Source organism: Acinetobacter sp. WCHA55 (assembly GCF_002165305.2).
GTDB lineage: Bacteria > Pseudomonadota > Gammaproteobacteria > Pseudomonadales > Moraxellaceae > Acinetobacter.
In genome coordinates this window covers 285,815-301,328 of sequence record NZ_CP032286.1, presented here as the reverse complement: position 1 = coordinate 301,328, position 15,514 = coordinate 285,815, and the positions used below count along the sequence as shown (strand labels likewise).

The 15,514-nt window shown below is 43.4% G+C and carries 12 protein-coding genes; 3 read left to right on the top strand and 9 right to left on the bottom strand.

Features of this window, described 5'->3' with window-relative positions; genetic code table 11:
- Positions 1 to 77: 77 nt before the first annotated feature.
- Positions 78 to 2,606 carry a penicillin-binding protein PBP1a gene (gene ponA, locus CDG62_RS04165; RefSeq protein WP_087527292.1) on the top strand — a complete coding sequence of 843 codons (2,529 nt, stop codon included), beginning with the start codon at positions 78 to 80 and terminating at the stop codon, positions 2,604 to 2,606.
- Positions 2,607 to 2,637: 31 nt separating this feature from the next.
- Here the strand turns inward: ponA and CDG62_RS04160 are convergent, their stop codons facing one another.
- From CDG62_RS04160 to CDG62_RS04120, 9 genes are all read right to left on the bottom strand, one after another.
- Entirely contained in the window at positions 2,638 to 3,444 is an 807-nt protein-coding gene (locus CDG62_RS04160; protein ID WP_087527291.1) for a putative RNA methyltransferase, read from the bottom strand.
- Positions 3,445 to 3,513: 69 nt separating this feature from the next.
- Positions 3,514 to 4,632 carry a phospho-N-acetylmuramoyl-pentapeptide-transferase gene (gene mraY / locus CDG62_RS04155; RefSeq protein WP_087527290.1) on the bottom strand — a complete coding sequence of 373 codons (1,119 nt, stop codon included), beginning with the start codon at positions 4,630 to 4,632 and terminating at the stop codon, positions 3,514 to 3,516.
- Entirely contained in the window at positions 4,633 to 6,042 is a 1,410-nt protein-coding gene (locus CDG62_RS04150; protein WP_087527289.1) for a UDP-N-acetylmuramoyl-tripeptide--D-alanyl-D-alanine ligase, read from the bottom strand.
- 9 nt (positions 6,043 to 6,051) lie between these two features.
- Positions 6,052 to 7,548: a UDP-N-acetylmuramoyl-L-alanyl-D-glutamate--2,6-diaminopimelate ligase gene (locus CDG62_RS04145; protein WP_087527288.1), complete on the bottom strand. Its 1,497-nt coding sequence runs from the start codon at positions 7,546 to 7,548 to the stop codon at positions 6,052 to 6,054.
- Positions 7,549 to 7,555: 7 nt separating this feature from the next.
- Entirely contained in the window at positions 7,556 to 9,379 is a 1,824-nt protein-coding gene (gene ftsI, locus CDG62_RS04140; protein WP_010327652.1) for a penicillin-binding protein PBP3, read from the bottom strand.
- A gap of 12 nt (positions 9,380 to 9,391) precedes the next feature.
- Positions 9,392 to 9,724: a cell division protein FtsL gene (gene ftsL / locus CDG62_RS04135; protein WP_058870427.1), complete on the bottom strand. Its 333-nt coding sequence runs from the start codon at positions 9,722 to 9,724 to the stop codon at positions 9,392 to 9,394.
- Complete coding sequence (gene rsmH, locus CDG62_RS04130) at positions 9,724 to 10,647, bottom strand: 16S rRNA (cytosine(1402)-N(4))-methyltransferase RsmH (protein ID WP_004978100.1); 924 nt, start codon at positions 10,645 to 10,647, stop codon at positions 9,724 to 9,726. Before rsmH ends, ftsL begins: the two co-directional genes overlap by 1 nt.
- A gap of 187 nt (positions 10,648 to 10,834) precedes the next feature.
- Positions 10,835 to 11,854, bottom strand: coding sequence for a sulfate ABC transporter substrate-binding protein (locus CDG62_RS04125; protein WP_087527287.1), 1,020 nt, complete (start codon positions 11,852 to 11,854; stop codon positions 10,835 to 10,837).
- Positions 11,855 to 12,106: 252 nt separating this feature from the next.
- On the bottom strand, positions 12,107 to 13,105 hold the full coding sequence (locus tag CDG62_RS04120; RefSeq protein ID WP_087527348.1) for a sulfate ABC transporter substrate-binding protein: 999 nt from the start codon (positions 13,103 to 13,105) through the stop codon (positions 12,107 to 12,109).
- Positions 13,106 to 13,493: 388 nt separating this feature from the next.
- Here CDG62_RS04120 and CDG62_RS04115 point away from each other — a divergent pair, with 388 nt between their 5' ends.
- Together CDG62_RS04115 and gltX are read left to right on the top strand one after the other, a co-directional pair.
- A complete protein-coding gene (locus tag CDG62_RS04115) occupies positions 13,494 to 13,778 on the top strand; it encodes a hypothetical protein (RefSeq protein WP_087527286.1) in 285 nt (94 codons plus the stop codon).
- 148 nt (positions 13,779 to 13,926) lie between these two features.
- The gene (gltX, locus tag CDG62_RS04110; protein WP_087527285.1) at positions 13,927 to 15,435 is read left to right on the top strand and encodes a glutamate--tRNA ligase; all 1,509 of its coding nucleotides are present in this window, start codon (positions 13,927 to 13,929) and stop codon (positions 15,433 to 15,435) included.
- Positions 15,436 to 15,514 lie beyond the last annotated feature (79 nt).

The following is a 15,514-nucleotide window of genomic DNA, read 5'->3' as shown; positions in this document are numbered from 1 at the left end:
TCTAACATTCCGTATGTGTACAGGATATACTGACCGCTAATTAGTTTGCCATTAGCTCTTATTAAAACTTACTTGTTATGAAAAAGCTATCTTGTTCGGGCCGTGTTCATCCATTTTTTTTGATCATTATTATAATGTTGGTCTCAATTCCAATGGGTTTTTATGGCATGTATCTCTATATTGCCCCATCTTTGCCGCAAATGACAACTCTAAAAAAGGCGCCATTACTAAAACCTTTACAAGTTTATAGTGCGGACAACCAACTCATTTCGGAATACGGTGGCAAGCTATCTGTACCCGTAGATTACGATCAGATCCCACAAAGTTTTATTCATGCCTTTTTAGCAGCAGAAGATTCTTCTTTTTTTGAGCATAGTGGCATCAGTTTTAAAGGCTTAGGCCGTGCTGTGAGTGAGAGCATTACAGGCTCAAATGTACAAACGGGTGGTTCGACCATCACCATGCAAGTGGCAAAAAACTATTATCTTAGTCCAGAGCGTACGTTAAAGCGTAAGCTGACTGAGGTTTTTCTAGCACGGAAAATTGAACAGAATTTAACCAAAGAGGAAATCTTAACCCTCTATGTCAACAAGATTTTTCTAGGTAAAAATGCCTACGGGATCGCAGCAGCAGCTAAAATTTACTACAACAAAAGCTTAGATGAACTCAGCATTGCACAAATGGCGATGATTGCAGGTCTACCTAAAGCGCCGTCTAAATACAATCCTGTGGTGAATCCAGAACGTGCTTTAGAGCGTCGCAACTGGATTTTGGGCCGTATGCTCCAGCTAGGCTATATCAATCAAAGCCAATATGAAAAAGGCATCGCTGAACCGATTAACCTCGATATGCCTGATCGTGGGGTAAGCAACCGATTTCCCTACATCGGTGAAATGGTCCGCAGCGAACTGATCGAAAAGTTCGGCGAGCATGCGATTGACTCAGGTTATAAGGTTTACACCACCATCAACAGTGAACGCCAAGCCTACGCAGAACAAGCGGTACAAGATGGCTTAGAAGCCTATGATCGTCGTCATGGTTGGCGTGGTGCGGAAGCCCATGACAAACCCTTAAGTAGTTTTAGTGCGTTTGCCAACACCTTCCCTGCTGAAGTCACTCGTGTCAATCAAAATAGTTTTGATGCCTTAATGCAAGATGGCTCAACGGTGACCGTGCCATGGTCTGGCATGTCTTGGACACGCCCTTATCGCAATGCGAATGCGGTAGGCGGTGCGCCATCAAGAGCATCCCAAATTGTTCAAGTGAAAGATATTGTACGCCTGCGCCCCAATGACAACAAAACCTCATGGGCTTTGGTACAACTGCCTAAAGTTCAGGGCCAACTGATTGCACTTAACCCAAACAATGGTGCTGTAGAAGCACTGGTTGGTGGTTATAATTTTTATCAATCTAAATTTAACCGAACCACACAAGGCTGGCGCCAACCAGGTTCGATTATTAAACCCTTTGTCTATGCACTCGCTTTAGAGCGCGGTATGACACCATATAGCATGGTCAATGACAGCCCGATCACCATTGGGAAATGGTCACCACGCAATGCTGATGGCCGCTATTTAGGCATGATCCCACTGCGTCGTGCCCTTTATTTATCGCGTAACACCGTTTCAGTTCGACTCCTGCAAACCGTGGGCATTGAACGTACACGCCAATTGTTCATGGACTTCGGCTTAACCGATGAACAGATTCCGCGTAACTACACCATTGCACTCGGAACACCTCAGGTTTTACCAATTCAAATGGCCACAGGTTACTCTGCCTTTGCCAATGGCGGTTACCGTATTCAGCCACACTTCATCAATCGGATTGAAGATGCCTATGGTAAGGTCATTTATCAGAACAACCCTGAATATGCATGTATCAGTTGTATCTCTCAACAAGAATCAAATCCTCAATCTGCTGACACCATCACACCTGATGATGAAGTAATTGAAGTCACCAACCAAGATCTAAACCCCACTGAAAAATCGGAAAATCCTGTTGAGATCAACAGTGACTATCGTCAAGCGCAACGTATTTTAAAATCCAGTTCTGCTTATGATATGGCGAATATTTTAAAAGACGTAATTCAACATGGTACAGGCCGTGCTGCGCTACGTATTGGACGAGATGACTTGGGCGGTAAAACAGGAACTACAAATGATGCAAAAGATGCTTGGTTTGCTGGCTTTAATGGCAAATTGGTGACTATAACATGGGTCGGTTTCGACCAACCTACGACTTTAGGGCGCCGCGAATATGGTGGTGTGGCTGCGCTCCCGATTTGGACAGACTTCATGGGCAAAGCCTTACAAGGCACGCCTTCGGCTTGGGTTCAACTCGATGCCAAAGCCAAAGCACCGATCCAACGCCATCAGAAAGAAGCTCCTCAGAGCAACTTGGGGCCGACCCCACCATTGGCGCAGCCTTTGTATCGCCCTGCACCAGTGGTGGTTCCACGTGCTCCTGAGCGTGACTTTGATGATTTGCCGGGTGAAGAAGAAACGTTGGTTCCAAAGAACAGCACCCCACCCACCATGCAAGCACCCAAAGAACAACCGAAACCTAAAGCGGATGCGCTCGATCATTTGATTGATCAAGTCCAATAATTAAAGCCCGCATCTGCGGGCTTTTTTATACTTATGCTTTTTTCTGAAACAGTAAAATTTGATACTGGGCGTGTAGTTCAAAAGCTGTTTGAGCCTCTAAAGCTTCACGGCGCTCTTGTTTCGCCTTATAGGCATATGGCGTCATCGCAATCAGGTTTTTTAAGTCCTGCTGATTAAGCTTAAGTTCAGCATCGACGACATCATCACTCACCAAGTCAAATGCATCACTCAACTGTTCTACAAATTTGCTTGGTTCATGTGGCTTGACCTCTTCGAACAAAGCCTCACGAATTGCATATAGATGCTGAGGCGCAGGGGTTACCACCAACAAGTATCCTTGCGGCTTGAGCACCCTTAAAATTTCCTGTTTTGGAATCGGACTAAATAAACTGCTACATAAATCAATTGACTGATCCAGTACAGGTAAGGTCGCCCCTGTCCCCACCACCCACGTGATATTTTTATTGATTTTCGCAGCCACTTGCACTGCATTTTTCGCAATATCGACACCAACACATTGCAGCACTTCAACCTGCATCGCGTCTGTGTAATAACCTTCACCACAGCCAATATCCAGTAAGTTTTCAATCCGAAGCTCGCGTACTTTGTTCACCACTGCTTGCTGTAAAGGCGCATAATATCCTGCACTTAAAAATGCACGGCGCGCTTGTACAGACGCTGGTGTATCCCCTGGGTTCTTACTGTGCTTGTGTTGTACGACATGCAGATTGACGTAGCCTTGTTTTGCCACATCATAACTATGTGAATTCGCACAGCGCCATGTTCTTTCGTTTAAAGTTAAAGCCTCACGACACACAGGACACATGAGCAGATTCATTATTTTCTCCAAGACATTACCTCAGGTATAAAAAAAGCCGGCAAATGCCGACTCTTTTCATCCTTTTGCTTAACGCAATTTTAAGGTCATTAGGCCTAAAACTACCAGCATAATTGTGATAATCCAAAAACGAATCACCACTTGGGTTTCACGCCAGCCTTTTTTCTCATAATGATGATGTAATGGTGCCATTAAGAACACGCGTTTATTGCGCATTCTAAGGGAGCCAATTTGCAAGAAGACTGAAATCGCTTCGACCAAAAACACACCAGCCATAATAGCAAAAACAATTTCCTGACGAACCATGACCGCAATTGTACCGAGCATTGCACCCAATGATAATGCACCCACATCACCCATGAAGACCTGTGCAGGATGTGCATTAAACCAAAGGAAAGCTAAACCTGCACCAATCATCGCAGCACAAATCACCACCAACTCTGAAGCAAAGCGCACATAAGGAATATGTAAATAATTGGCAAAACGGACATCACCTGCCAAATATGCAAATACGCCTAAACCAGCTGCAACCAGAACCACTGGCATAATCGCTAAACCGTCCAATCCATCGGTCAGGTTCACGGCATTTGATGCACCATTAATCACCAAATAGGTGAAAATGATAAAACCAATACCCAGCGGAATCACCGATAAAGGAATACTTAAATCTTTAAAAAACGGGATCAGCAAATCCAGCATATTTGCAGTATGCACAGGATTGCCCTGTTGCTGTGCAATCACATACAGTGCAATACCTGCCCCTAATGACGCAACTGATGTCCAAAAGAATTTTTTACGGGCAGGTAAGCCGGCATTGTCTTTATAGCGAATCTTGATCCAATCATCGGCCCAACCTACTGCACCAAAAATCACCATCACTGCCAAGACAATCCATACATATGGGTTGGATAGGTCTGCCCACAACAGGGTGGAGATACCTATCGAAAGCAAGATCAGCACCCCACCCATGGTTGGTGTGCCCATTTTTTTGGCATGATTTTCAGGAGCATATGAACTCACGGCTTGACCATATTTGAGTGCTTGCAACTTGCGAATCATCACAGGACCGAGCACTAGACCAATGGTCAGTGCGGTTAAAACACTGAGCAAAGAACGCAATGTTAAATAACGAACCACCTGAAACGAACTATGGTAGCCCGCCAGTTGTTCAAATAACCATAACAACATTTAGAGTTTCTCCATCAAATCAGCCATCAACGTTTCCATATGGGTATAACGAGAACCTTTAAACAGGAAACTCATAGACTGGGGTTGATGTGTTTCAATTAAACTAAGTAAGAACGGCAAAGCCTGCTCTTGATTCAAAAAAGCCTGCATTTTTTTGCCATATTGGGTGCTGCGTGCGCCTTCTTGTGCCGCAGGTGCAAATTCACCAACAGCCACCACGAAGTTCAGCCCTTTCACTGAGACCAAATCACGCCCCAGCATATAGTGCTGCTGTGCAGCAGAGCTACCTAGCTCACCGATATCACCCATCACCATTACTCGAACCCCCTCTTGCTGTGCAAGCACTTCAGCAGCGGCACGCATAGAGGTTGGATTGGCATTGTAGGTATCATCAATCAACAAATGATGGCCTTGTTGAATAAAGTTCAAACGCCCTTTTGCACCGACCGCTTGCTCAAGGCCAATCACGATATCATCCAAGCTAATACCAATCGCTAAAGCAAAAGCTGCCGCAGCAGTTGCATTCTGAACATTATGCTCACCCGCAAATGGTAAATTCACCTGATGCGCGCCTTGCGGGGTATTTAGCTTAAACGTTGCCGATTGTGCCTGTAACTCAATCTCAGTGGCAAAGATTTCACCCCCCACACCAAAGCTGAGCACCTGTTCAGTTTGTACTGCTTGGCGAATGCTATCAGCAAAATCATCGGCTGCAGGAACAATAGATGTGCCATTTGGAGCAATATGCGCATAAATCTCAGACTTAGCACGGCAGATGCCATCGCGTCCACCAAACTCACCCAAATGTGCTGTGCCAATATTGATAATGCCTGCAACCAAGGGCTGGACCAAATTCGAAGTATAATCAATTTCACCCTGATGGCTTGCACCCAATTCCATCACTGCGTATTGATGCTCAGGACGTAATTCCAGCAACATAACTGGCACACCCAAATCGTTATTCAGATTGCCACGGGTCACCAACGTCGGCGCTATACGTGACAAAATACTGCCTAACATTTCTTTGGTGGTGGTTTTACCACTACTGCCCGTCAGCGCAATCACTTTCAGCTGCGGGTTTTGTGCACGGCGATAAGCCCCCAGTTGCCCCAATGCCAAACGTGTATCGGGCACCACCAACTGACAAATATCTGCATCAATAGGTTGACTCACAATGGCCACTTGGCAGCCTTGTTCAGCAACTTGCATAATAAAAGCATGCGCATCAAAACGTTCGCCTTTGAGTGCCAAGAAAGCATCACCTGCTTCTGCATCACGCGAATCCGTCAAAATACGCTTAATCTCAGTATTTGGCGCTTGATCATTTAGCCAATAACCTTGGGTTGCTTCGAGTAACTGTGCGGCGGTCCATGACACTAAAGGCACTGTGCTAGTTGTTGAGGTATGCATACGACTTCCTTAGTGTGCAGGATAAGCAGAATCAGTAGTGTGGTGCTGTGCATCTATCGAGGATTGCACTTCGACAACATCGTCGAACCAATGCCGAACACCCTCTATTTCTTGATAGTTTTCATGACCTTTGCCAGCAATCACGACAATATCACCCGCTTGGGCATGTTGAACGGCAAACTTAATCGCTTCACGACGATCATGGATTTCATGAACCATACGATTTGAGAAATCAACGCCCGCTTTCATATCAGCAAAAATTTGCTCAGGATTTTCAGTCCGTGGGTTATCTGAAGTCAACAACACCACATCCGCTCCATTTAAAGCTGCTTGGGTCATAAGTGGTCGTTTGCCACGGTCGCGGTCTCCACCACAGCCAAATACTGCCCACAGTTGCTGTTCAACATGGCGCTTTAAGGTACTTAAGACTTGCACCAAAGCATCAGGCGTATGCGCATAATCAACTACAAATAAACGCGCATCATCACGAATCACTTGCATACGACCTGGTGCACCCTTGAGCTGTGCTGTCGTAGCAATCACATCAGCTAATTCAAAACCCGCTTGTTCAACCATAATTAAACTTGCGACCAAGTTTTCAATATTAAAATGTCCCAATAATGGATTCTGTACCTGATATTCCGCCTGTTCCGTACACAAGCTAAAGTTCGCACCCGTCAGGCTATATTGAATATTCTTTACCTGATAGTCAGCAGACTGCGTGGTTGAGTAGGTTAAAATTTTCGGTTGGGCTGGATTATTTTGTGCCGCTTGAATCATGACTCCAGCATGCTCATCATCCAGATTAATCACAGCGACCTTCAATGATGGAAATTGAAACAAACGAGATTTAGCTTCGGCATAAGCCTCAAGCGTGCCATGATAGTCAAGATGGTCGCGACTTAAGTTGCTATATGCAGCAATTTCAATCTCACTGCCCGCTAAACGACCTTGTTCCAAACCATGCGAAGAGGCTTCAATCGATGCAAATTCAGCACCTTGCTGGGCATAAGTATGTAGTGCATTTTGTAAATGTAGCGCATCTAAAGTGGTATGCGACGATGCTTCTAAATTGGGTAAAATGCCATTGCCTGTCGTGCCCATCACCGCACATGATTTGCCTTGGAGCATCAACAGTTCTGCGACCAAACGAGAAATCGTGGTTTTACCATTGGTTCCTGTCACCGCTAAAATACGAGCAGGCTGTACATGACTAGTGGCCAACAAGAATTGCTTTTGCCAGTCTCCCATCAAGTGACGTACATTTGGCACCACAATACTGTTTGCAAGTCCAAGCTCTGTTTCACTCACCACCGCTAAAGCCCCTTTATCCAAGGCTATTTGTGCAAACTGCCCTGTTTTTTCAGGTTGTGAAAGCGATGTCAGCGCAATAAAAACTTGCCCTGTCTGTACTTTACGACTATCAAGAACAAAACCTTGAAATGGCTGCGCCATCCATTCAGCGCTTTGGTTAGCGGCGTAAAGTTGTTGAAATGTAATCGACATTCATCACCTATCTCTTGATTACAGGAGCATCTAAGGGTTTATCTAAAGGCACGTTCATTAAACGTAAGGATTCTTGCATAACACGGGCAAATACAGGCGCGGACACCGTACCACCATAGTAGGTTCCTTGCGGGTTTTCGACCACAACCACCATCGCTAAACGCGGGTCGCTAACAGGTGCTACACCAGCAAAAAGTGCACGATATTCATTGGTTGAGTAGCCTTTACGGTCAGCACGTAACTTATGCGCGGTTCCTGTTTTACCCCCCACACGGTAACCCGGAATAGTCGCACGCGTCGCAGTACCACCGGGTAAGGTTGCCGTTTCCATCATCAACAAAACTTGATCCGCAATTTTTGGATCAATCATTTGTTCACCACGAGGCGGCGCATCTAACTTATACAAACTCAAAGGCATTTTCACACCTTTGTTGGCCAACATGGCATAAGCATCCACCATTTGCAGCACAGTCGCATTTAAGCCATAGCCATATGCCATGGTCGCCACTTCCGATACATTCCATTTACTTGGTGGCAGAATTAAACCACCACTTTCACCTGGGAATTTAACAGCTGAACGCTGACCAAAACCGAGACGTTTGTAAAAAGTCGGTAAAGTTGCATAAGGGAGAGACAATGCAATTTTAGCCACACCCACGTTAGAGGATTTTTGAATAATCCCACCCAAGGTTAGTGGACCATAGTTATGCGTATCTCGAATGGTATGATTACCGACTCGCATCGAACCCGGAGTGGTATTGACCACAGTATTCGGCATATATTTGCCACTTTCCAAAGCCATTGAAATGGTCAAAGGCTTCATGGTTGAACCTGGCTCGAAAGAGTCAACCGCACCACGGTTCCGCATGGCATCTTTATTAGACAAACTGTTTTTATCGTTCGGATTGTACGACGGCCACGATGCCATCGCTAAAATTTCACCTGTTTTCACATCGACCGCAATTGCTGTTGCAGAACGTGCATTATTGGCTACACCCGCAGCGGTCAGTTCACGGTACATAATGTACTGAAGGCGCGAATCAATACTGAGCGTAATATTTTCGCCCGGCTCAACTTCTTTAACCACCTCAGCATCTTTAAAACGATTGCCCTTTTTATCTCGGACAATTTGCTGCTCACCATCAATACCCGACAAGCGTTGATTCAGCTGCATTTCTAAACCTTCAATGCCCGAACCTTCACTGTTGGTCAAACCAATAATTTGCGCATTCGGTTGTGGTTGAGGGTAGTAACGCTTGTAGTTCTTTTCAGTGTAAACTCCTTGGAACTCACGTTTTGCAATCAGCTCCGCTTGCTGAGGTGGCACTTCTTTTTTCAAGACCAAATAACGCGAACGCGGACGTTCATTCAACTTTCGCTTCAGCTCCGCACGATCCATACCTACGGCATCAGCCAGTTCATCCAGATTTAAGTTTTTATCTGGTAATTGACGCTTCAATTTACGATTGTGCGGGTCTTTGGCTAATTCAGCGGTGATTTCATCAAACAGTTTTTTATTATCAAAATAATCACGCGGGTCAATCACCACTTTCATGATCGGCGTACTGATCGCCAAAGGCACACCATGACGGTCATAAATTACACCGCGCATGGCCTTAATTTTTTCAGTTCTTAAAATATTGGCATTGGCTTTGTTTTGCAAAAATTCGGTATTAATAACCTGCACGTAGAAAGCACGTCCAACCAAAGCAATAAAGCAGGCTAAAACCACCGCCCACATAAGATAAAAGCGCCACATTTCAACCTGTAGAGCAGATTTTTCAGTCACCGCTTGCTGTTTTTTTCGAGTGGGTTTACGCTTTTCTACCATGTTACAGCGGCCTTATTTTTTGTCTTCTGAAGTCGTGGGTAAAGAAATCACTACGGTTTGCGCCGCAGGTGGCGAATACATCCGCAGTTGCGTCACCGCGCGCGTTCCAATTTGTGCAGTTGCGCCAAAAGTTTGCTGTTCAATCAACAAACGGCCCCATTCCGCATTTAAATCATCACGCTCGCGCATAAAAGAGCTCATTTCGCGATAGTCATGGCGATATTCAAACACTTGGAACACCACCATCATGGCACTGATAAACACCAGCACCAATAAAATGGCATATGCAATTAGCTTCTTAAACTTTAACTTTGTTGGAATTTTTTCAACGACTTCAGTTTTCATTATTCGCCTTTAAGTGCTAAGCGCTCTGCAACTCTAAGCCATGCACTACGTGAACGTGGATTGGCTTTAACCTCGGCATCACTTGCTTTCACACGTGATACTTTCTTTAAACGACGTGTATCTGGTCGCTGTTGTGGCATCCCCCAACCCATGTCTTCCTCAAGTGTCGACTCTTTTTGAATAAATTGTTTAATTAATCGATCTTCTAAGGAATGGAAGCTAATCACAGCTAAACGACCATTCGGTTTTAATACCTCTACCGCTTGCGGTAGGAAAACTTCAATATCTTCTAATTCTTTATTAATGGCAATACGAATTGCTTGGAAAGTTCGTGTTGCGGCATGTTTATTTTTTTCCCATTTCGGGTGCGCCACTTTCACAATTTCAGCTAACTGCGCTGTGGTTTCAATCAACCCCGCCGCTTTAATGGCTTTGGCAATACGACGGCTATAACGCTCTTCACCATATTGGAAAATAATATTGGCTAACGCTTCTTCCTCAATATTGACCAGCCACTGCGCTGCAGTTGGACCTTTTGAATTGTCCATACGCATATCCAGTGGTCCATCTTTCATAAAACTAAAGCCACGCTCCGCCTGATCAAGCTGCGGTGAAGACACGCCCAAATCGGCCATAACCCCATCGACCAAGCCAATGCCACGTACTTCTAACTCATGTTTAAGGTCAGCAAAGCTGGCATGGATAATTTTAAAACGTGGGTCTTCTTGTTCTAAAATCGCGGCTGTTTCCAGTGCTTGCGGGTCTTTATCAAAACCATAGACACGTGCATTTTCATCCAGCTTAGACAACAGCAAACGCGTATGTCCGCCACGACCAAACGTCCCGTCAATGAAAATCCCTGTATTGCGATCTGCTACCAAAGCATCAACAGTTTCGTGAAGTAATACAGAAATATGCGACATAAAGACTCAATATGATCGGAAGGAAAAATGTAACTGCACATTATTACCTTGTTTTAACAAAGCTCCAAACGACTTTTTGTAGGGAAATATTACTTTTCATAGACAAAACCGTTTTTAAGAGGCTTTCATTATCAAAAAAGCCTCCCAAGGGAGGCTTTTTAAACAATAGCTAAAATAATCAACTGAATTATTTACGACTATTATAGATTTGGTCGAAGGTCGCCCCATTCACAAAGTGGGTCTTTTGGGCATTGGCCCAACCACCAAAGACTTCATCAATGGTGAAAGTTTTTAACGGTGGAAATTGCGCTTTATATTTTTCTAAAACTGTGGCATTACGCGGACGATAGAAGTGCTTCGCTGCCATTTCCTGACCGAGTGGTGAATATAGATAGTTGATATAACCCTGCGCTAACCACTTGTTGCCATTTTTCGCTACAGTCTTATCCACGATTGCCACCGAAGGCTCAGTTAAAATTGAGATCGATGGATAAACAATATCGAATTGATTTTTACCTAAAGTTTTTTGCGTCACTAAGGCTTCATTTTCCCAAGTCAACAACACATCACCAATGCGACGTTCTGCAAAGGTGGTCATAGACGCCCGTGCCGCAGAGTCCATAACTTTCACATTATGGTACATTTTACCCACAAACTCTTTGGCTTTGGCCTCATTACCACCGGGTTGTTTCAGTGCATAACCCCAAGCTGACAGATACACCCAACGTGGTAGACCGCCTGTTTTAGGATTAGGCGTAATAATTTGTACACCCGGTTTGGTTAAATCAGACCAGTCCTTAATTTTTTTCGGGTTGCCTTTGCGTACCATGAACACAATGGTCGACGTATAAGGTGCAGAGTTATTTGGGAACTCTTTTTGCCAACCCGGCTGGATTTGACCTGATTTGACAATTTCTTCAATATCATTGGCTAAGGCCAAGGTCACCACATCCCCTTTTAGACCATCCACGACCGAACGGGCTTGTTTACCTGAACCACCGTGTGACTGTTTAAAATCGACCGTTTGTCCTGTACGACTTTGCCAATAAGCACCAAAGGATTTATTGAACTCATCGTAAAATTCGCGTGTTGCATCATAGGAGACATTGAGCATAGTACGGTCAGCCGCTTGAGCTGATGTCATACTGAATGTCAGGCCTGTTGCCACTACGGCAGCAGCCCAGAGAGATTTCAAATGCGTTTTCATGGCGTATTCAATTAAATATCAAGAATTATGCTAAATATATGAAACAAAATCATAAATCGCAATTCACTTTTGTTTTTTAAATACTCGTTATTTTAGAATCACTGAGACTTAATGAATTGTTTTTATTTAAAATAACAGCAAACACTTTACTTATTCCTATTATATAAATTTTTATGCTTAAAATATAATAAAAGTGGATATACACATATCCACTTTTATGTCCTAACGTGATCTCATCAAACCACAGCACGTTTATTTTTCAGTATAAATCTGATCAAAGATCGCACCATTGACAAAGTGAGTTTTCTGCGCTTTTGCCCACCCTCCAAAGACATCATTAATATTAAAGGTTTTTTGCTTTGGAAATTGTGCAAGGTATTTGTTCGCCACTTGTTTATTACGTGGACGGAAGAAATGCTTCGCCGCCAACTCTTGTCCTTTTGGCGAATACAGATAATTTAAATAGCCCTTGGCTAAATTTCGATTGCCATTTTTATCCACGGTTTTGTCTACAATCGCAACCGACGGTTCCGCTAAAATCGAAATCGAAGGATAAATAATATCGTATTTGTCTTTACCTAGACCTTGGGTCGCCAGTAAAGCTTCATTTTCCCAAGACAACAACACATCACCTATACTTCGTTCAGCAAACGTAGTCAATGAACCTCGCGCGCCTGAATCAAGGACTTTGACATTTTGATAAAGTTTTTTCACCAATTCTTTGGCTTTAGCATCATTACCTCCCGGTTGTTTTAATGCATACCCCCAAGCTGATAAATAGATCCAACGCGGCGCACCGCCTGTTTTTGGATTAGGGGTAATGATCTCAACCCCCGGTTTGGTTAAATCATTCCAGTCTTTAATTTGTTTGGGATTACCTTTACGCACTAGAAAAACAATGGTTGAAGTATAAGGTGCAGAATGATTTGGAAATTCTTTTTGCCAGTTTTTATCAATTTGTCCAGTATTTACAATTTCATCAATATCATTGGCCAAGGCCAAGGTCACCACATCTGCTTGTAGACCCGTTGCAACGGCACGTGCTTGCTTGCCCGAGCCACCATGAGACTGTTTAAAGTTGACCTCCTGCCCAGTTTTGCTTTTCCAATACTGTCCAAAGGCTTGGTTATATTCTTGATAAAACTCACGGGTCGGGTCATAAGACACATTTAAAAAATCTTTTGCCGCATAAGCACTGGCTGCAAAGCCCCCAAGTAATACTAAAATAGATGTCGCTAATATTTTTTTCATTGCTTTATACTCGAACTGAATTTGCCCACTATATAAACAACAAATAACCAACACAATCATATAGTTATAATTAATTATGGCTTTTATATCTGATAAAAAGATATCTTTAAAAGGACTATTTTGTGCAGTTTTAAGGATAAGCCCATATCCATGCTCCACAGATCAAGCTCAAAATCTCCATGCTATCTCCACAGTTATTTGGTACAAAAAGCCAAATGATTTATATTTGATGTTTAAGTGTCAATTTAGCCCAAATTTGTTTATAATTTTGTAAATTGTGTGACACAGTTCTACTTTTTTATTTGTAAAAGCGGTTAATTTGAAACTAGATTACCAACGACTTTAATAAAAATCTGTTCCAATACCATGTTGAGAGGGGGAAAAGGACATGAAAGCAACATTTTTACATACCGTTACGTTAAGTATAGGTTTGGCTTGTTTTAGCCAACTGGGACATAGTGCAGCCATTCAAAGTAATGACAAAGCAACGATGCCTACAGAGAAAACATCATTGATTGAAAAAGCGCTCAGCCAACAAAAAGGCAGTGATCGAACCACAACGACGGATAGTGATTTAAAAATCATGACATCAATCAAAGTTGCACCGACACAAAATTTCTTTGCTACACAAAACCAGCGCTTTAGCCGTTTTGTGCAATCATTGTTCCTCTAAACTAAAAACAAGCAATAGCGTCATAACCTCTCTCAAGTTATGACATTTGCCCATAAAAGCCTGATCACTGAATGTTGAATTAAGCATTAAGTGGCTGGGCTTTTTCGTTATAATAGACCTCAATTTACATTCTGAATCATAATTGGCTATGACTGTTCGTACTCGTATTGCACCCTCTCCAACTGGCTTCCCGCATGTGGGCACAGCGTATATTGCGTTATTCAACTTATGCTATGCCAAGCAACATGGTGGTGAATTTATTCTGCGGATTGAAGATACCGACCAACTTCGTTCGACTCCTGAATCGGAAAAAATGATTTTAGATTCATTGCGTTGGTTAGGACTGAATTGGTCTGAAGGTCCAGACATTGGAGGGCCACATGCGCCATATCGCCAGTCTGAACGCATGCATATTTATAAACAATATGCACTGGATTTGGTTGAAAAAGGTCATGCGTTCTACTGCTTTGCGACGAGCGAAGAATTGGATCAAATGCGTGCTGAGCAGCAAGCCCGTGGTGAAACACCAAAGTATGATGGTCGTGGTTTAAAACTATCTGCCGAAGAAGTTCAAAGCAGACTTGCTGCAGGTGAGCCACATGTGATTCGAATGAAAGTACCTGAAGATGGTATTTGTACAGTCAATGACTTGCTACGTGGCGACGTAGAAATCCCTTGGGCACAAGTGGACATGCAAGTTTTACTGAAAACAGATGGTTTGCCAACCTATCACCTTGCCAATGTGGTCGATGACCATTTGATGCAAATTACCCACGTTTTCCGTGGTGAAGAATGGTTGCCTTCTGCACCTAAACATCAGTTGTTGTATCAATACTTTGGTTGGGAAATGCCTGTTTTGGGTCATATGCCATTACTACGTAACCCAGACAAATCAAAACTGTCGAAACGTAAGAACCCAACCTCTATTAACTACTACAAAAATATTGGTGTCTTGCCTGAAGCTTTGTTGAATTACTTAGGCCGTATGGGCTGGTCTATGCCAGATGAACGTGAAAAATTCACATTGGCAGAGATGATTGAACACTTTGATATTCAACGTGTATCCCTCGGTGGGCCAATTTTTGATGTGGAAAAACTGAATTGGCTCAATGGTCAATGGATCAAAGGCTTAAGCCCTGCTGAACTGTTAGATACTTTATTAGCATGGAAAGCCGATCGTAAGATGCTCGAAGACATCGCAGCAGCGATTCAACCTCGTATCAACTTACTTTCAGAGGCGGTGAACTGGTCTGCACATTACTTTAACCAGTTCCCAAGCTTGACCAAAGAACAATTTGAAAGCAAGAAACTGAGCGAAGAACAAGTTCGTCAAAGTCTTCAATTTGCGATTTGGCGTTTAGAAAGCATGTTCACATGGAACAATGACACTGTAAGTCAAACATTGATGGACTTAGCCAGCCAAATGGAAATTAAGCTCCGTGACTTTATGCCAGCCTTCTTTATTGCCATTGCAGGTTCGACCGCTTCGACCCCAGTCATGCAAACTATGGTCACCATCGGCCCTGACTTAACTTTCGCGCGCTTACGTCATGCCCTTGAAATTGTGGGTGGTCCAAGCAAAAAAGAAGCAAAAGTTTGGGAAAAACTCAATGAAAGTCTAAAATTGCCGAAAAATGACGCAGTTGATGAAGCTTAATTGATTTTTTAGTTGACGCATGAGCGTTATATCCCTAATATAGCGCTCACACAGAGAGACGGTGTTAACCAATCAATGT